General features: G+C 46.2%; 17 protein-coding genes. 9 read left to right on the top strand and 8 right to left on the bottom strand.

The window, feature by feature from the left end; all coding sequences use genetic code 11:
• From I2H74_RS00925 to gyrA, 7 genes are all read left to right on the top strand, one after another.
• The coding region (locus I2H74_RS00925; protein ID WP_229106268.1) for an ABC transporter ATP-binding protein at positions 1-1,255 on the top strand (1,255 nt) is incomplete at its 5' end.
• 11 nt (positions 1,256-1,266) lie between these two features.
• Positions 1,267-3,123 carry an ABC transporter ATP-binding protein gene (locus I2H74_RS00920; RefSeq protein ID WP_195572077.1) on the top strand — a complete coding sequence of 619 codons (1,857 nt, stop codon included), beginning with the start codon at positions 1,267-1,269 and terminating at the stop codon, positions 3,121-3,123.
• Between the two features lie 277 nt (positions 3,124-3,400).
• Positions 3,401-4,210, top strand: a complete 810-nt coding sequence (locus I2H74_RS00915) for a GDSL-type esterase/lipase family protein (protein WP_195570843.1) — start codon at positions 3,401-3,403, stop codon at positions 4,208-4,210.
• A gap of 60 nt (positions 4,211-4,270) precedes the next feature.
• A complete protein-coding gene (locus tag I2H74_RS00910) occupies positions 4,271-5,251 on the top strand; it encodes an ABC transporter ATP-binding protein (RefSeq protein WP_229106267.1) in 981 nt (326 codons plus the stop codon).
• Positions 5,244-6,233 (top strand): ABC transporter permease, encoded by a 990-nt coding sequence (locus tag I2H74_RS00905; RefSeq protein ID WP_195570841.1) that lies wholly within the window; start codon positions 5,244-5,246, stop codon positions 6,231-6,233. Before I2H74_RS00910 ends, I2H74_RS00905 begins: the two co-directional genes overlap by 8 nt.
• A 189-nt stretch (positions 6,234-6,422) precedes the next feature.
• Positions 6,423-8,414, top strand: a complete 1,992-nt coding sequence (parE, locus tag I2H74_RS00900) for a DNA topoisomerase IV subunit B (protein WP_195570839.1) — start codon at positions 6,423-6,425, stop codon at positions 8,412-8,414.
• 14 nt (positions 8,415-8,428) lie between these two features.
• Positions 8,429-10,879 (top strand): DNA gyrase subunit A, encoded by a 2,451-nt coding sequence (gene gyrA / locus I2H74_RS00895; protein WP_195570837.1) that lies wholly within the window; start codon positions 8,429-8,431, stop codon positions 10,877-10,879.
• A 6-nt stretch (positions 10,880-10,885) separates the two neighbouring features.
• Here the strand turns inward: gyrA and I2H74_RS00890 are convergent, their stop codons facing one another.
• Positions 10,886-11,053, bottom strand: coding sequence for a hypothetical protein (locus I2H74_RS00890; protein WP_195570835.1), 168 nt, complete (start codon positions 11,051-11,053; stop codon positions 10,886-10,888).
• A gap of 202 nt (positions 11,054-11,255) precedes the next feature.
• Between I2H74_RS00890 and I2H74_RS00885 the strand changes: the two genes are divergently transcribed.
• On the top strand, positions 11,256-11,717 hold the full coding sequence (locus tag I2H74_RS00885; RefSeq protein WP_195570833.1) for a MarR family winged helix-turn-helix transcriptional regulator: 462 nt from the start codon (positions 11,256-11,258) through the stop codon (positions 11,715-11,717).
• A gap of 297 nt (positions 11,718-12,014) precedes the next feature.
• On the opposite strand, the gene I2H74_RS00880 is transcribed toward I2H74_RS00885, so the two are convergent.
• The 7 genes from I2H74_RS00880 to I2H74_RS00850 all read right to left on the bottom strand — a co-directional run bounded on the left by I2H74_RS00880 (position 12,015) and on the right by I2H74_RS00850 (position 16,408).
• The gene (locus tag I2H74_RS00880; RefSeq protein ID WP_195570831.1) at positions 12,015-12,719 is read right to left on the bottom strand and encodes an RluA family pseudouridine synthase; all 705 of its coding nucleotides are present in this window, start codon (positions 12,717-12,719) and stop codon (positions 12,015-12,017) included.
• Positions 12,720-12,724: 5 nt separating this feature from the next.
• Positions 12,725-13,588 (bottom strand): class I SAM-dependent methyltransferase, encoded by an 864-nt coding sequence (locus I2H74_RS00875; protein ID WP_195570829.1) that lies wholly within the window; start codon positions 13,586-13,588, stop codon positions 12,725-12,727.
• A 117-nt stretch (positions 13,589-13,705) separates the two neighbouring features.
• Positions 13,706-14,392 (bottom strand): response regulator transcription factor, encoded by a 687-nt coding sequence (locus I2H74_RS00870; protein WP_195570827.1) that lies wholly within the window; start codon positions 14,390-14,392, stop codon positions 13,706-13,708.
• Between the two features lie 146 nt (positions 14,393-14,538).
• Positions 14,539-14,859: a helix-turn-helix transcriptional regulator gene (locus tag I2H74_RS00865; RefSeq protein WP_195570825.1), complete on the bottom strand. Its 321-nt coding sequence runs from the start codon at positions 14,857-14,859 to the stop codon at positions 14,539-14,541.
• A 241-nt stretch (positions 14,860-15,100) separates the two neighbouring features.
• Positions 15,101-15,334, bottom strand: coding sequence for a 3-dehydroquinate dehydratase (locus I2H74_RS00860; protein WP_195570823.1), 234 nt, complete (start codon positions 15,332-15,334; stop codon positions 15,101-15,103).
• A 346-nt stretch (positions 15,335-15,680) separates the two neighbouring features.
• Positions 15,681-15,968, bottom strand: coding sequence for a DUF2653 family protein (locus I2H74_RS00855; RefSeq protein ID WP_195570821.1), 288 nt, complete (start codon positions 15,966-15,968; stop codon positions 15,681-15,683).
• Positions 15,968-16,408: a hypothetical protein gene (locus tag I2H74_RS00850; RefSeq protein WP_195570819.1), complete on the bottom strand. Its 441-nt coding sequence runs from the start codon at positions 16,406-16,408 to the stop codon at positions 15,968-15,970. The genes I2H74_RS00855 and I2H74_RS00850 overlap by 1 nt, the downstream gene beginning before the upstream one ends.
• A 147-nt stretch (positions 16,409-16,555) precedes the next feature.
• Here I2H74_RS00850 and I2H74_RS00845 point away from each other — a divergent pair, with 147 nt between their 5' ends.
• On the top strand, positions 16,556-17,101 hold the full coding sequence (locus I2H74_RS00845) for a DUF309 domain-containing protein (RefSeq protein WP_195570818.1): 546 nt from the start codon (positions 16,556-16,558) through the stop codon (positions 17,099-17,101).
• Positions 17,102-17,163: the final 62 nt, after the last annotated feature.

Genomic DNA, 17,163 nt, shown 5'->3' with positions numbered 1-17,163 from the left:
GATTCGCTTCGAAAACAAGATTCACCCGGCATTTCGTGAAATGCGTAAAACCTTTAGTTCATTGAACACGGCAGTACAAGAAAATATTACGGGGGTTCGTACGGTCAAGTCGTTTGCGCGCGAGCCTTATGAAGTGGAGAAGTTCGTAGACCGCAATAATGCGTATAAAGATAATCAAATTCATATTGCGAATCTATGGGGCAACTACTTCCCGGTTATGGAAGTCCTAGCAAGCGTGAGCGTCGTCATCTTGCTTGGTGCCGGCGGTGCATTTGTAATTCAGGAGAAGCTTACACTCGGTGAGCTCGTTGCTTTCTTCAGTATGATCTGGTACATTATCGGTCCGATGTGGGGTCTAGGCTTCCACATTAACAACTATACGCAAGCCAAATCATCCGGTGAACGGGTGCTTGAGCTCTTGAACTCCGAAGAGGATATTGTGAGCAAGCCGAATGCTGTTCAGCTGAAGGATGATCAAGTGAAAGGACATGTACAGTTCGAGCACGTATCCTTTGGTTATGAAGGAGAGCTTCATGCGGTTCATGACATTAACATTAATGCTGAGCCAGGTAAAGTCATCGGCCTATTAGGCGGAACAGGAGCAGGTAAGTCCACGATCATTCAACTGTTGATGAGAGCTTACGATGTCCAAGAAGGGCAGGTTAAGCTCGATGGAATAGATGTTCGTGATATCGATACCACTAGCCTGCGTCGCCAGATTGCAACTGTATTTCAGGAGACGTTCCTATTCTCCTCTACCATTCGCAACAATATTGCATATGGACGTCACGATGTAACCGAAGAGGATATCGTCAGAGTGGCGAAACTTGCAAAAGCGCATGACTTTATTTTGGAGCTACCGCTTGGCTATGACACCATTGTTGGAGAACGAGGACTTGGACTTTCTGGTGGCCAGAAGCAGCGGATTGCCATCGCTCGAGCGCTCTTGAATGATCCGAAGATTCTCATTCTAGATGATGCAACAAGCGCAGTAGACATGGAAACAGAACACGAGATACAAGAAGGCTTTAAGGAAGTAATGCGGGGACGCACTGTATTTATTATCGCGCATCGAATTTCTTCCTTGCGTCAAGCAGACGAGATTCTTGTTCTAGACAAAGGCCATGTCCTGCAGCGTGGTACACACGATGAACTTATTCATGTGCCTGGCACGTACCAGGATGTCTATCATATTCAATATGCAGACTACATTCAGGGGGAGTCTGAAAAGCGACGAAATGAGGTGAAAGTATGAGTCAGGCTAGCATGACGGGCGACGGTCAACAGCGTTCGAACTCGACGCCTCCACAAGGGTCTATTCAATACGACAAGCGCAATCGATTCGTATACCAAGATGATGAAATTATCGAAAAGCCGTTCAACTGGGCACAAATGCGCCGGTTGCTGACTTATATGAAGCCATATAAAAAGCAGCTTCTTCCGATTCTTATCGTCTTAATGATTCTTGGAACGCTCACTAAACTGGCGATTCCATTCCTGATCAGTTATGCGATTGACCATGCGATCGCACCGCAGGGTGCAGATCCATCGATGAAGATGCTCCTCATCATTACAGGTACGGCGTTTGTCTTGTATGTCATCCAATGGGCAACGAACACGTACCGGATCAAATACATGAACATGATTGGACAGCGCATCATTTATGATTTGCGAGCCGATTTGTTCAAGCATTTGCAATCGCTGTCCTTTGGTTTCTATGACAAGCGCCCTGCTGGTTCCGTGCTTGTGCGGGTAACGAATGATATCAACTCGCTGCAGGATCTGTTTACAAACGGTGCGATCAACGTCTTGGTCGACTGCTTGCAGCTTCTAGGGATTATCATCATTCTCTTGTTCTTGAACATGAAGCTTGCTATCGCAGTCATGATCACAGTACCGATCATGTTCTTGATCTCGACGAAGCTTCGGAAAATGATTCGCATGGCTTGGCAGGATGTGCGGATCAAGCAATCGAGAATTAATTCTCACTTGAATGAAGCGATTCAAGGGATGCGTGTAACACAAGCCTACACGCAAGAGAAAGAAAACATGACATTCTTTGATTACATGAATACGGTCAACCTGAAGTCTTGGAACCGTGCTTCGGCACTTAACCAAACATTCGGACCGATCATTGAGATTACAAGTGCAGTCGGTGCCTTTATCCTATTCGTATATGGTACCAATCTTGTTCAAACAAGTGCGATTACAGTAGGTATTCTGTTCGCCTTCGCACAGTACGTGGGGAACTTCTGGGAGCCGATCAACCGTCTCGGTCAAATGTATTCTCAGATGCTCATTGCGATGGCATCCTCAGAGCGTATCTTTGAATTTATGGATGAGAAGCCATCCGTAAGCGAGAATCGTGGTGCGATGCTGATGCCTTCCATCAAGGGGGATGTGAAGATCGAGGATGTGGTATTCGAATACGAGCCGGGCCGCCCAGCGTTGAAAGGCATATCCCTTCATGCGGAAGCGGGTCAATCCGTGGCGCTTGTAGGACATACGGGCTCTGGTAAGAGTACGATTATTAACCTGCTCTGCCGCTTCTATGATCCGACATCTGGCCGAGTGCTAGTGGACGGATTTGATATTCGCAATGTACAGCTTGACAGCTTGCGCTCCCAGATCGGAATCGTTATGCAGGATACGTTCATTTTCTCTGGAACGATCCGAGACAACATTCGCTTTGGCCGCTTGGATGCGACAGATGAAGAGGTGGAACGAGCAGCAAAAGCCGTTCATGCTCATGACTTTATCGAGAACATGGAGAATGGTTACGATACCGAAGTTCAGGAGCGCGGTAACGTGTTGTCTATGGGACAGCGTCAGCTTCTCTCCTTTGCACGGGCACTCCTTGCTGATCCAAGAATTCTGATCTTGGATGAAGCGACGGCAAGTATCGATACAGAGACGGAGCTTAAGATTCAAGAAGCGCTCAAGACGCTTCTTAAGGGAAGAACGTCCTTTATCATTGCACACCGTCTTTCAACGATTCGCAACTGTGACAACATCATCGTGCTGGATCATGGCCGGATTGTTGAAGAAGGCAACCATGAGCAGCTTATGACGAAGCGCGGTACGTACAACGGTCTCGTTGAAGCACAGTACAAATATATGTAATTCAATAAGACAGTCATGTCCTTTATAGAGGGACATGGCTGTTTTTATTTCGAAAACGGGTCCATAACATTTAGATTTATCTGACTAATCACATGAACAGGTTGAATTTGTTTTATTGGTCGTGTTGACGACAAGCCTCGTAAGGGGACAGTTGAAGCATCGTATTTGTCAGGATTATCCGATTAGATTATTTGCATTCTGATACTGAAATGGGTATTGTAATAGCAAGGTCATGGTGAGAGAATGGCACCGTAGAGAACATGATAGGGGGAAAGGTATGAAGCGTAAAAATACGCTCTGGTCCGTCATTGTTTATATTGGAATAATATGTTCCGTTCTATTTCTCGCCGGGTTCGGACTTGGGGTAACCAACATCATGAGTCCTGGATCCGTTCCTTTCACGGAAAAACCGCAATTGGCAACGCCTGAGGTTCCAGAGAATGCGAATCCCGAGGAATACCGTATAGTGGCTCTTGGCGACTCGCTGACCAAAGGGACAGGCGATGATACCGGTAAAGGTTATGTGCGCAGAACGATGGAGAAGCTGAGTAAAGAGCAGGCGCATTCGGTTACGCTTGTAAACAATCTTGCGATAAATGGCCTTCGTGCAGACCAGCTGGCGGAACGTTTGAAGGAAGAGCACATCGGGTATAGCTTAAAGCAAGCCAATCTGATCCTGCTTACGATCGGAGGAAACGACCTGTTTCAAGGGGCTCAGTCTGAACAATTAAGTTCTGCGACATTAAATATTGAATATTTGAACAAAAAAGCCGATGAAAGTATTAGCTCGATGCAAAGCGCCTTAAAAGAGATTCGAGCATGGAACAAAGAGGCTCTTATTGTGATGGTTGGACTGTATAATCCATTTTCCAATCTAACAGAAATGAAAACTGTCGGCAATCAGGTCGTGGAACGCTGGAATCATGCAGCTCAGGAGATTATCAATAAAGATTCCAATATGATGTTGATCCCGACTCAGGATCTGTTTGAACGCAATATTGGCAAGTACATCGCAGCAGATCATTTTCACCCGAACGGTCTTGGCTATGATGCGATAGCGACGAGAATCGTGCAAAGTCTTCCCTAGTAATCATTCTCGTTTACCTTAGGATTATGAAAATGAAGCTTCTCGGAAAGGAGAATCAAGATGGAACTATCCTCAAACGATATGAAGCGCGATGTCGTATTGTCCGTTCAACAGTTGAAAAAGAAAATTGGACGCAAATGGATTATTCATGATGTCAGCTTTGATGTAAAGGAAGGCGAGATCTTTGGCTTCCTTGGACCGAATGGAGCAGGTAAGACGACGACCATCCGAATGCTGGTTGATTTGATTAAGCCGACTTCAGGAAAAATAACGGTTTGCGGGTATGATGTGAATCGCGACCCAGAACAAGGCCTACGGTATGTTGGGGCGATTGTTGAGAATCCGGAGATGTACAGCTTTTTGACCGGCTGGGAGAATTTAGAACAATTTGCACGAATGGTGCCCGGCATTGAAGAGGCTAGAATCCACGAGGTCGTGAATATCGTCGGAATGTCCAATCGCATCCATGACAAGGTCAAAAACTATTCCTTAGGCATGCGTCAAAGACTGGGCATTGCTCAGGCGCTGCTTGTGAGACCTAAGCTGCTTATCCTGGACGAGCCTACGAACGGGCTTGATCCGTTAGGGATTAAGGAGCTGCGCAGCTTTATTCGCACACTGGCGAATGAAGGGTTGGCAGTATTCGTCTCAAGCCACCTGCTAAGTGAGATCCAATTAATGTGCGACCGGGTCGCCATCATCAATAATGGCAAGGTGCTGGCTGTTGATGACGTTTCTAATCTGTTGATAGGACGCAATCAATACGTCGTCTGGATGACAAATCAACCCGATAAAGCACTTGCAATCTTGAATGACCAAGAAGGCGTGCGAATTGTGCTTCAGACGGAAGGTTTGCTTGATGAAACGGCACTGCTCGGTTTGCCTGACGACTATATTATTACAGAGATGGACACCGATGAGATTGCCGGCATTAACCGCAAGCTGGCAGATGCAGGTATTGGCATAGAAGGCATACAGCGCGTCGTACCGACCTTGGAGCAGCTCTTCCTTGAAATGACGGAAGGAGGAGGAATTGCTTAGCATGCTGGCACTTATACAAAATGAAACGTTAAAGGTACTTAAAAAGAAGCGATTTTATGTCATTTTGCTCATTCTGATTGTGCTGATTCCCGTATTTACTTACGCCCAGATGAAGATTGCACAAAACAGCCGTGAGAAGTTTGATCAGGACTGGCGGCGGGAGATTACGCAGCAGATTACCGATTATCAAAATACGCTTGGCAGCGATCGTATTCCTGAAGAATGGAAAACCATGAGAAGGATTATGATTCAACAGCTGGAATATTATTTGGATCATGATGTGAATCCTAACGAGCCTAACGGCGTCACTTTTACACGAACATTTATGGATAATGCCGTAACGCTGTTTATTCCGCTCTTGATCATGGCGATTGCAAGTGATATTGTATCTTCGGAGCGGTCTACCGGAACGATCAAGATGCTGCTGACTAGGCCCGTTAGAAGATGGAAGATCTTAATGAGCAAATGGCTCGTACTGATGCTGTTTACGGGTATCATCGTATTTGCAACAGCCATCTTGTCTTATTTGATTTCGGGAGCGGTATTTGGCTATGGAGGATGGACCTTCCCATTGTTCTCTGGCTTTAATTTATCCGGCTCCAATGTAGATGTGGAAACGGTTCATATGCTGCCTTCCTGGTTATATCTATTGATGCAGTGCGGCTTAATTTGGTTTTCCAGTCTCGTTGTGGCGGCGCTTGGATTTATGGTATCCGTCCTGGTTAGAAGCACTGCAGCGAGTATTGTAACGCTAATGGCCGTTTTGATAGCAGGCTCTATTTTGTACAATATGGCATCTTCATGGCCATCTGCCAAATATTTGTTTATGATCAACTTGAATTTGACCAGCTATTTGGCGGGAACTCCGGCCCCTGTTGAAGGAATGACGCTTGGATTTTCCTTAATCGTATTAACGGTGTGGGGTGCTGCAGCACTTTTGATTGCATTCCGCGTCTTTACGAAACAGGACATGTTGAATTAAAATAGACAAGAATGCGAAACATCTGTTTGCATCTGGACGACCGAAATGGCTATTCAAGAGCCGAAGATGTCCTTGTGCGGCAGATTTTCTTTTGCTGACGGATTTATAGAACTATATAACATGAACAGGACGACATCGACGTTCGTTCACCTTATATAGAATACATTGAATAGTTGAGGAGGAGCACGAATGGTCGAACAGATCAATTTGTTCGGTCAGCAGCCGAATGAGAATGGAACAGCAGTTCAGCAGGGCTCGGAATATGGTGCTGACGACATTCAAGTGCTCGAAGGGCTTGTCGCGGTTCGTAAGAGACCGGGGATGTATATTGGTAGTACAAGCTCCTCGGGACTTCATCATCTCATATGGGAGATCGTAGACAATGCAGTGGACGAGCATCTGGCAAAGTTTTGCTCAGTCATTGATGTAACGATACATGCGGACCTATCGATAACGGTGCGGGATAATGGTCGCGGTATTCCAACCGGATTACATAAAACAGGTATTCCAACACCACAGGTCGTATTCACAATGCTTCATGCCGGAGGTAAATTTGGCGGTGCGGGCTATAAAAAATCTGGTGGTTTGCACGGTGTAGGTGCATCTGTAACGAACGCCTTATCGGAGTGGCTTGAGGTAGAGATCTTCCGTGATGGCAAGATTCACAAGCAGCGCTTCGAGTCTTGGACGGACCCAGATGGCAAGGAGCATGTCGGTGAAGCGGTCACAGGATTGACCATCACTGGCAATACGAATCGCACGGGTTCCAAGATTACTTTTAAGCCGGATAAGAAAGTGTTCCATGGCAATATCAACGTGAACTTTGACTCGCTCTATGAGCGTCTTCAAGAGATTGCTTTCTTGAACTCAGGACTTCAGGTGAATTTGAAGGACGAGCGTACGGGTAAAGCCGAAACATTCCTTTATGCAGGCGGTGCAAGTGAATTTGTTCGCTATCTGAATGAGGATAAAAGCGTGCTTCACGATGTTATTCACTTTGCTGCGGAAAAGGATGAAATTGAGGTCGAGATTGCGCTTCAATACAATGACGGGTACACCGAGACGATTGCGTCCTTCGTAAACTCTATTCCGACACGAGGCGGCGGTACGCACGAAACCGGATTCAAAACAGCGTATACTCGCGTCATGAATGAGTATGCACGGAAAAACGCCCTTTTAAAGGAAAAGGATAAGAACCTGGACGGCAACGACCTTCGCGAAGGCATGATGGCGGTTGTCAACATCAAAATGGCGGAAGTTGAGTTCGTCGGCCAAACGAAGGACCAGCTGGGAAGTGCTTCGGCACGCGGCGCGGTAGACGCTGTTGTGTCTGAGCAAATGAGCATCTTCCTAGAGGAGAATCCGCAGGTTGCGCAGCAGCTTGTAAAAAAGGCAATTCAAGCATCGAGAGCAAGAGAAGCCGCTCGCAAAGCTCGGGAAGAGGTGCGATCCGGCAAGAAGCGCAGCGAGAGCTCGAACTTGAACGGCAAGCTGACACCGGCACAATCAAAGGATTACACCCGTAACGAGCTATTTATCGTTGAGGGCGACTCTGCAGGCGGATCTGCTAAGCAGGGACGCGACTCGAAGACACAGGCGATTCTCCCGCTTAAGGGCAAGCCATTGAATCCTGAGAAGGCGAAGCTTGCTGATATTTTGAAAAATGATGAGTATCGCACGATTATACATGCGATCGGGGCTGGTGTTGGAGCTGATTTTGATATTGAAGACAGCAATTACGCCAAGATCATTATCATGACCGATGCCGATACGGACGGAGCTCATATTCAAGTGCTGCTGCTTACTTTCTTCTATCGTTATATGAAGCCATTGATCGACGCAGGCCGAGTATATATCGCACAGCCACCGCTCTTTAAGATTACGAACAAGAAGGGCAAGCATACAACGGTTCGCTACGCCTGGACAGAGGAAGAGTTGAACAGCTATATGAAGCAGTTCAACAATCAGATCGAACTTCAGCGCTACAAAGGGCTTGGTGAGATGAATCCAGATCAGCTGTGGGAAACGACCATGGATCCGGAATCTAGAACTTTGCTGCAAGTGCAGATTGAAGATGCCGCAAAGGCTGAGCGCAGAGTATCCACGCTGATGGGGGATAAGGTTGAGCCGCGGAAGCGCTGGATCGTTGAAAATGTAGACTTCACAGAGTTCGAAGAATAGAAGGGTGAGAGAAGATGAGTGTATCGGAACAATTTAAACCCGCGTTCTTGGAGGATGTGGTAGGGGATCGGTTTGGCCGATATTCCAAATATATTATTCAGGATCGCGCAATTCCGGACGTACGTGATGGCTTGAAGCCGGTACAGCGTCGTATTCTGTACGCCATGTATGAATCGAACAACACACCGGACAAGCCTTATCGCAAATCAGCGAAAACCGTCGGGGATGTCATGGGTAACTATCATCCCCATGGCGACTCTTCCATTTACGACGGGATGGTCAGAATGGCACAGCCGTGGAAGATGGGCCATGTGCTCGTAGATGGCCACGGCAACTGGGGTTCCATTGACGATGACCCAGCGGCAGCGATGCGTTATACGGAAGCTCGCTTATCCTCAATCGCGATGGAACTGCTGCGAGACATCGATAAGGATACCGTGCAGTTCCGTCCGAATTTCGATAATACAGAGGAAGAGCCTAGCGTACTTCCATCTCGATTCCCGAATTTGCTTGTAAACGGCGTCAGCGGGATTTCATCGGGGTTTGCGACTGAGATTCCACCGCATAATCTTCGTGAAGTCATCAATGCTTGTATTGCTTATATCGATAAGCCAAGCATCGAGCTGGATGAGATCATGCAGATCATTCAAGGCCCTGACTTCCCGACAGGCGGCATTATCATGGGTGAGAGCGGCATCCAGGAGGCGTATCGCACAGGCAAGGGACGCATCTATTTGCGTTCTAAGACGGAGATTGAAGATCTTCGTGGAGGCAAGCAGCAAATCGTCGTGACTGAGATCCCGTATCAGGTCGTTAAATCTCGTCTAGTTACGGCGATGGATAATGTTCGACTTGAGAAAAAAGTGGACGGTATTGCTGAAGTTCGCGACGAGAGCGGCCGTGATGGACTTCGTATCGTTGTTGAGCTGAAGAAGGACGCAGACGCTCAAGGCATTCTGAACTACTTGCTTAAGAAGACCGATCTTCAAGTGACGTATAACTTTAACATGGTTGCGATCGTTAACAAAGCACCAAGCCAATTGGGGCTTATGCCTATGTTGAAGGCTTATATCGATCATCAGCGTGAGATCGTAACATCAAGAACTCGCTATGATCTCAATAAAGCTTCAGATCGTTCGCATGTTCTGGAAGGCCTCGTGAAGGCCCTGGATGTGCTAGATGAAGTGATCGTAACGATCAAAGCATCGAAGAACCGTCAGGATGCCCAAGTTAACTTGGTGAATCAGTTCGGGTTCACAGAGCGTCAAGCAGATGCGATTCTTAGCTTGCAGCTGTATCGTTTAACGAATCTCGAGCTAACAGCTCTTGTAAAAGAGCTCAACGACATTCAGAAGAAAGTAGCGGAGTATCAAGCGATTCTTGATAGCGAGCGTAAGCTTCTTAATGTCATCAAAAAAGAGCTGGCTGACATTCGGGATCGTTATGGTATCGATCGTCGTTCCGAGGTTCAAGGTGAGGTTGAGGAAATCAAGGTCAACCTGGAAGTATTGGTTAACGCAGAGGACGTCATCGTAACGTTCTCTCACGACGGCTATGTCAAGCGTGCCAGCCAGATGAGCTTTACACGCTCTGGAGGTGATTGGGACGCTTCCGGTGTAAAGGAAGGCGACCATATCAGCTTGATCTATGAGGTTAATACGCTGGATAGACTGTTGATCTTTACTCAGCGCGGACAGTACTTCCTGCTGCCCGTACACCAGATTCCTGAATTCAAGTGGAAGGATAACGGGACCGCGATTGTCAACGTCATCGGGCTTGCCAAGGAGGATCGGGTTGTATCCATTCTGCCAGTGAAGAGCTTTGACCAAGAGAATGAATCCCTTCTCTTTATTACTCGCCGTGGACAAGTTAAACGGACGCTGCTTAAGGAATATGAAACAAATCGATCTTCAGCAGTCGTTGCATGCAAAGTCGCAGATGGCGACGAACTGTTGACTGTTCTTCCGTCTACAGGCACGCAGGAGCTGCTTCTTGTCACGAAAGAGGCGATGGCGATTCGCTTCCAAGAAGCTGAGATTAATCCGATGGGTAGAGCCGCAGGCGGCGTACGCGGCATTCAGCTGAAGGATGAGGACGAGATCATTTCTGCAATGCTCGTTGCAGGAGATGAAGGAGAGATTACCGTCATTTCCGATATCGGCTGGAGCAAACGTTCCCTGCTTTTGGATTACCCAACTCAAGGAAGAGGCGGCAAAGGACTGCCAACCTTTGAATTCAAGGAAGGCAAGCGCGTGAAGCCGAACGGCTCGAAGCTGGTCGGCGCGTTCTATTCAAAGGAAGCTTACACGATTACGATGATAACAAGCCAGAATGATGTTCATCATCTTATTACCGAGCATGCTTCCCTGATGGATCGGAAATCCATCGGTAAATCAGCTGTCGATATGGAAAAAGGCGAAGAGATTATCGAGGCATTTGCCGTAACAAAGCCAGTCACATCCTAAAAAACATTAATCATAAGGGCGATTAGGCGGATCAATGTAATCCTGAAGCTTAAGCGCAATTTCTAAGATGACCCACAATGGAGCAGGTTCGTTAAGACGATCTAACCATTGTGGGTCTTTTAATAATCCAGAGGTGACCGCCTGCTGATACAGATTGCGTTTCCAAGCCTCCATTTGAACCCTACCTCCCTTGATATCTACACCCTGTACAGGTGCCTATACAGCATCGTATGTGATAAAGGGAAATTAGGTGACGACGCTGACAGTTACAGAATCTGTCAAGTGAAAGATGACACGAAGGATGACCATTCCTACATAAGTGTGGTATAATTTAGTTGTTTTTGGAGATTTGGGATATGCAGTAGGGAGGATGACAATGTACGCGAATGATTTTTCGAAGCAATGGTCCAAACTTACGAAGGAATACAAGAGTGTAATGGACGAAGCTCTTGCGCCAAGTCTGACCGAAAGCCAATTGATTGTTCTGGAGCATGTCGCAGAGTATGGACGAGTCAAGCCGTCAGATCTGCTGCCTCATCTAGCCACGACACCAGCTGCGGTAACGACTCTTTTGGATCGAATGGAGAAGAATGCATTAATTATGAGAGAGAGGGATCAAGCCGACCGCCGCATCGTATGGGTAAGCTTGACCGCTTTTGGCGAGCAGGAAATGCACCGCGGAGTCTCTATTCGCGAGAATTACTGGAACACACTGCTAGATCGAATATCCATACATAATCAACAGCTTCTGTTACTTCTTCTGAATAAACTAACCGCAACTACTTCTAGCTCTGCAAATCGTGAATCCACAGCAGAAACGATAAGCTCTCATTCCTAGTCCAGTTATACAGAAATGTGATAGCCCTTTCATTTGGAAGAGGCCGCAAACGAATGACAAACTGTACTGTGGAGACAGCCTCTCCGATGTTTAAGGAAACAGGAGAAATATGTGTTCGATGAAGTTTGATTGATGAATCGATCTATGAATATACAGCTGATTGTCCGTTCGTTGAACCTATTATTTCATGAAGACATCATGAAGTCAGAACAGTGTAAGATGAAATATATCCATACACGTTAAAAAGGTCGAGAAGAAGGAGATCCCTTATCTCGACCTTATATGCGTTATAAAATGCTACAGCCATTCAGCTGCTGGCCACTGATTCCATGGAAACTCATCAGGTGGGGCAGAGCAGAACGACATGCATTCTTTTGAAGTAGGATGTGGAAAGGCTAGCTTAATGGACCAGAGGGCAATCTGCTGTCCAGCTCGATTCACGGAAGCCCCATATTTCTGATCGCCGTACAGCGGACAGCCTATCTCGTTCATTTGAACCCGTATCTGGTGCGGACGCCCAGTGTGAAGCGTGATCCGGACTAAGGAAAGCTGATCAAGCGTTCCGATTACGTTATAATCAAGCTTGGCCACCTTGCTTCCAGGTGTACCGTTAGGAACAACTTTCACCATATTCGTCCGTTCATTCTTCAATAACGAATGAATGAGTGTTCCTTGGCGAGACGAAGGCTTCCCATGCACGACAGCAGCGTATTCCTTTCCCAATTCGTGCTTGCGAACCGTATCGGACAAGCGTGAAGCCGCCTTAGAGGTCTTTGCAAAGACCATAGCGCCTCCTACAGGGCGATCCAGGCGGTGAACAAGACCAAGGTAGACATTGCCTGGCTTATTGTATCTTATCTTTAAATCGGCTTTCAGGAGCGTAAGCATGTCTTCATCTTGGGTTGAATCAGCTTGAGACAAGATGTTAACAGGCTTCTCTACCACAAGCACATGATTGTCTTCATATAGAATCGGAATGATGCTCTCCGAAGGTTGAGTCATCGCTGTTACGCCTCCCAGCGACCCAGAATTCCGCAAGGCAGCACAAGGCCAGATGTTGTGATCGGTAAGCCGATCTCGCCACAATGGATGTGGCCGCCGTATTTCTTCTTCATCGTCATGCGGTACATATTCTCTAATACAGACGGCGACAAACCGGTTGTATAGGAGTTAATGAGCATGAAGAGGGGATTGTCTGACATGATGCTCATGCAGGACTCAATGAACGGATACAAGCTCTGCTCGAGCTTCCACGTTTCTCCGCCTGGACCTCTTCCGTATGAAGGCGGATCCATAATAATCGCGTCATATTTGTTGCCGCGCCGCTGTTCACGCTGTACAAACTTGAATACATCGTCCGTAATAAAGCGTACAGGACGATCGGCTAAACCAGACAGCTGAACGTTCTCCTTCGCCCATTGCACCATGCCTTTTGCAGCATCGACGTGCACAACCTCGGCGCCAGCATATGCGCAAGCTGTTGTTGCACCGCCTGTGTAGGCAAACAAATTAAGTACTTTGATTGGCCGCTTGGCTGAAGAGATCTTATCCATCATCCAGGCCCAATTTACTGCTTGCTCAGGGAACAAGCCGGTATGCTTGAAGTTTGTAGGGCGAATATAAAATTTGAGATCCCGATAACTGATCGTCCAGCGCTCAGGGATCGGCTTTTTCATCTCCCATTCGCCTCCGCCAGAGCGACTGCGGTGGTAATGCCCATGTACTTGAAACCACTGCTTAGATTCATTTTCAATTGGCCAGATGATCTGTGGGTCAGGTCTGCGCAATACAACGTCTCCCCAACGCTCCAGCTTCTCACCGTTGCCTGTATCAATAACCTCGTAATCTTTCCAATCTTGAGTGATATACATACGATTTGCATCCTTCCTTACCTAGAAAAGTCACTAACCGTTATTGTACTACAAATCAGGTTGCGAAGCTATTCTTTGGTAAAGGGCATTGGGATGCTACCATTCGTACCGTAAGAGCTAATAAGAAAATTTATATCCTACGCCTCGAACCGTAAGGATATACCGGGGATTCGCTGGGTCTTTTTCGATCTTTTTCCGTAGATTGCTGATATGAACCATTAGTGTGCGTGTATCGCCGAAGCTGTCCGAGTTCCATATCAATTGATATAAATGCTCGAGTTTGAACACTTTATTAGGGGATTCGGCCAGGTGGCACAGCAGGTCGAATTCTTTGCAGGAAAGGGAAATGATCGAACCGTCAACCTTAACGGTATAGCTGCGGCGATCAATTTCCAAGCCAGGGTAGGATAAGAGATGGTGATTCAGATGCGGATGCTGCTGCTGTCTTCGAAGATGAGCTTTTACCCGTGCAACCAATTGGCTTGGACTAAAGGGCTTGGTCATATAGTCATCCGCACCTATCGTTAGACCGTGGATAATATCTTCGTCCTTATTTTTGGAACTAAGAAACATAATCGGCACATTAGAGGTCTTTCGCACTTCCTTACATACTTCAAGTCCATCCAGATCTCGCAATAGGATATCCAATATGATAAGATCAGGCCTAATATCATGAATGAGCTGAAGGGCAGTAATTCCACTGTCAGCTGTAAATACCTGATAGCCTTCTCGCGTTAGGTATAATGAGAGAATGGAAGTGGTTTCGATCTCATTATCTACAACGACGATGTTCAATTCTTGCATGTCTTGTCTTCACCTCCGCATGCCCTTTATTATAACGAATATTGACAGATGTTGACAATGTATGAGTTAAAATGTGGATGGCATCAACACACGGATGAATGAAGGAGCATGACAGAGGCCGTCTGAAAAGATGTTAATGACCTAAATTACTCAGATACCGATTGTTTAACAACGTGAGCCATCATATTCAAGGTGTGCTCCTTGTCAGCTTCATCCATTGCTTGCCACAGCTGTAAGAGAATCTTGGTCTTCGCAGGCTCGACATCTTCAATATCCGGATTGATTAGATAGTCAATAGACACCTCGAATAACACGGATAGTTTACAAATTGTATCGTAAACGGGCTGTCTACTGTTAATTTCGTAATGACTGTAAGCGGACCTAGTAACGCCAATCTGCCGGGCAACTTGCTCCTGAGACCATTTACGTTGTCGTCTCAGTTGACGCAATCGTTTACCTAAAGACATGATTTAACTTCCTTTCGATATAGTTCAGTCATTCTAGAAATCTACCCCTACTGATAGATTATGATACAAATTGTATCGTGTCAAGCAATTGTTACAGATAACCTCGAAGAAGAGGGAGTAGAACAAAAAAGCGACACTACTCCAGATGAGTAGTATCGCTTAGGTTCCATATCTTCAACTATTGACTGCCAAATCATCCACGGTGGAAGTGCAGTTTACGCCCTGTTCACTTGCTATCGATTTAGTACAGCGAGAGTGCTAATGAGTCATACTCGCGCTTAGAGTGGAGGATCGCTTCCGACCCAATGATCTCAATACTGATGAGAGTGTCAAGACAAGTCTTAATAGCCCGTTTGCCTGAATTCCATTTGTTGTTTAATGCTTCCTTAAGTAAAGTGAATGTATTTTTGTGGGACACGTTTGTGCAATATACAGGAATTTGACGATCTTGGAATTCGATATATACCATTTTCATGATTACTACCTCCTATAAGGTGAACTAACTTTATGAATCTATCATAGTACCTGAACATTAAATGAATCTTAAAAACTGGCAACAAAGTTGTTACATTCGGCAGTTTTTTTGAGAAAAAAGAGAAGAAATTGAGGAATGAAGGGTTTCCTTAAAGAAATTTAAGCTTTTAAGCGGTTGGCCAAGGTTGATAATCATTTAAATTTCAACTATGGAAAGGCTGATACCAAGAGGGATAACCGTATTAGGAAATGTAAAAAAGACTGCTCCCGAAGAAAGGTTCTTCGAGAAGAAGTCTCTATGAAAAAATGAAAATATCAACATGACGAATATTTATTTGTAGGTTGGCTTACTGGTGCAGCTGCACCGTTGCCCACATCTCATCCTCAACATGTAGCTGAATGTCAGAACGGAAGACGCGGTGCCCATATTCTTGATTCACATATTGCTCAACGGCTTCAAGCATGTTCGCCTCAACCAAATATTGATCGCGTCCATGAATGGTTACTTTTGAAGAGAAACCAAGTTCTTCGTCCCACAGCAGCTCAACCTCTACGTCTTGGGGTTGAACTTGCTTGCGCATCGCCATGTTCAGACAGATTGCATTGACGAGCTCATCCATTGAAATCGTCAGCATTAGTTATTCCACCTGCCGTCATTTGCTGCTGGCTTCTTGCGATCACGCCATTTGCGCACAAGCATGGAAACGAGCATAACGAGCACAACGATAGCAAACACATTGACTAGAAGTCCGAGAATCTCACCAAACATCCCCATGCTGCCGAACAGGCCGCCGAACATGAGACCAGCAAGTCCACCAAGCATCATGCCCTTCATAAATCCACCGCCAGAGCGCGTTGCTGTGGATGTAGATTTGCCAGTGGAGTTAGACTGCTTCACGTTGTCTTGGCTTTTGGTATTCGTTTGGTTCGTGGTGCTCTTCTTCGGCGTCGAGTTGAACTTCTTCGTTCCAGAGCTGAATCCCCCTCGTCTTGCATCAGCCACATCAGGTGATACTACGGCTACTGACGTGAAAAGTAACGCAACAGCCAGAAATGCTGTCATTAATTTACGCATGTGCTTCCTCCTTATGAAGAAAAAAAGATTTTCCTACTTTTCTACGAGATAGGGTTCAGATTGGTTTCAAAAAAGTTTTAGAGTTGTTACAATAATCATAGACATTATTTTCTTGTGCTCAAATCTGCAAATCTTGGGGGTTGTTGCGTGTATTCTGAAGCGTATATTCATTATTTAATCGAACTTCATCTTACCCGGGATTGGTTTGAATGTCATGAAATCATGGAGGAAGCGTGGAAAGAGGAGACAGATCCTGAATTGAAACTGCTGTGGCTTGCGCTAATCCGTTTGGCAGTTGGGCTTTACCATGAAAGAAGAGGAAATGCCAAAGGGGCTCAGGCGATGTATGAGCGTCTTCTTAAGACGATACCCTCGCTGGAGTGGCCTAGAATTGGTGTAGATAAAATGAAGCTGCATTCGTTCGTTCATACGCGTCATGAGCATATTATGAGCAAGATGCAAACACACACGAAGAACCTGGAAGCCGCCGAACTTCAGTTTGAGCTCCCGATTGTAGATCGTCAATTAATCTTTGCATGCGAGGAGAAAGCACAGGCTATGGGGAAAAATTGGCATGATCGGTCTTCTGATGTGGATGATGCGATCATTCATCGACATCGGGAACGGGATCGCTCAGATGTCATTGCAGCCCGCCTAGAAGCGCTGAATAAGAGAGCATCCCAGCAGACGTAACACCCTTCCATGGATCAATCCATTTAAAAAGAACAGGCAGCATGGCTCGAAGCATAAGCGTT

The organism is Paenibacillus sp. 1001270B_150601_E10 (assembly GCF_015558675.1).
Classification (GTDB): Bacteria; Bacillota; Bacilli; order Paenibacillales; family Paenibacillaceae; genus Paenibacillus_B.
The sequence above is the reverse complement of the archived record's forward strand: the minus strand, read 5'-3'. Positions and strand labels throughout refer to the sequence as shown.

Excerpts from the sequence above, each read along its gene's own strand:
- I2H74_RS00920 (WP_195572077.1), top strand. The coding sequence starts at position 1,267 with ATGACGGGCGACGGTCAACAGCGTTCGAACTCGACGCCTCCACAAGGG.
- I2H74_RS00915 (WP_195570843.1), top strand. The coding sequence starts at position 3,401 with ATGAAGCGTAAAAATACGCTCTGGTCCGTCATTGTTTATATTGGAATA.
- I2H74_RS00910 (WP_229106267.1), top strand. The coding sequence starts at position 4,271 with ATGGAACTATCCTCAAACGATATGAAGCGCGATGTCGTATTGTCCGTT.
- parE (WP_195570839.1), top strand. The coding sequence starts at position 6,423 with ATGGTCGAACAGATCAATTTGTTCGGTCAGCAGCCGAATGAGAATGGA.
- gyrA (WP_195570837.1), top strand. The coding sequence starts at position 8,429 with ATGAGTGTATCGGAACAATTTAAACCCGCGTTCTTGGAGGATGTGGTA.
- I2H74_RS00890 (WP_195570835.1), bottom strand. The coding sequence starts at position 11,053 with ATGGAGGCTTGGAAACGCAATCTGTATCAGCAGGCGGTCACCTCTGGA.
- I2H74_RS00885 (WP_195570833.1), top strand. The coding sequence starts at position 11,256 with ATGTACGCGAATGATTTTTCGAAGCAATGGTCCAAACTTACGAAGGAA.
- I2H74_RS00880 (WP_195570831.1), bottom strand. The coding sequence starts at position 12,719 with ATGACTCAACCTTCGGAGAGCATCATTCCGATTCTATATGAAGACAAT.
- I2H74_RS00875 (WP_195570829.1), bottom strand. The coding sequence starts at position 13,588 with ATGTATATCACTCAAGATTGGAAAGATTACGAGGTTATTGATACAGGC.
- I2H74_RS00870 (WP_195570827.1), bottom strand. The coding sequence starts at position 14,392 with ATGCAAGAATTGAACATCGTCGTTGTAGATAATGAGATCGAAACCACT.
- I2H74_RS00865 (WP_195570825.1), bottom strand. The coding sequence starts at position 14,859 with ATGTCTTTAGGTAAACGATTGCGTCAACTGAGACGACAACGTAAATGG.
- I2H74_RS00860 (WP_195570823.1), bottom strand. The coding sequence starts at position 15,334 with ATGAAAATGGTATATATCGAATTCCAAGATCGTCAAATTCCTGTATAT.
- I2H74_RS00855 (WP_195570821.1), bottom strand. The coding sequence starts at position 15,968 with ATGCTGACGATTTCAATGGATGAGCTCGTCAATGCAATCTGTCTGAAC.
- I2H74_RS00850 (WP_195570819.1), bottom strand. The coding sequence starts at position 16,408 with ATGCGTAAATTAATGACAGCATTTCTGGCTGTTGCGTTACTTTTCACG.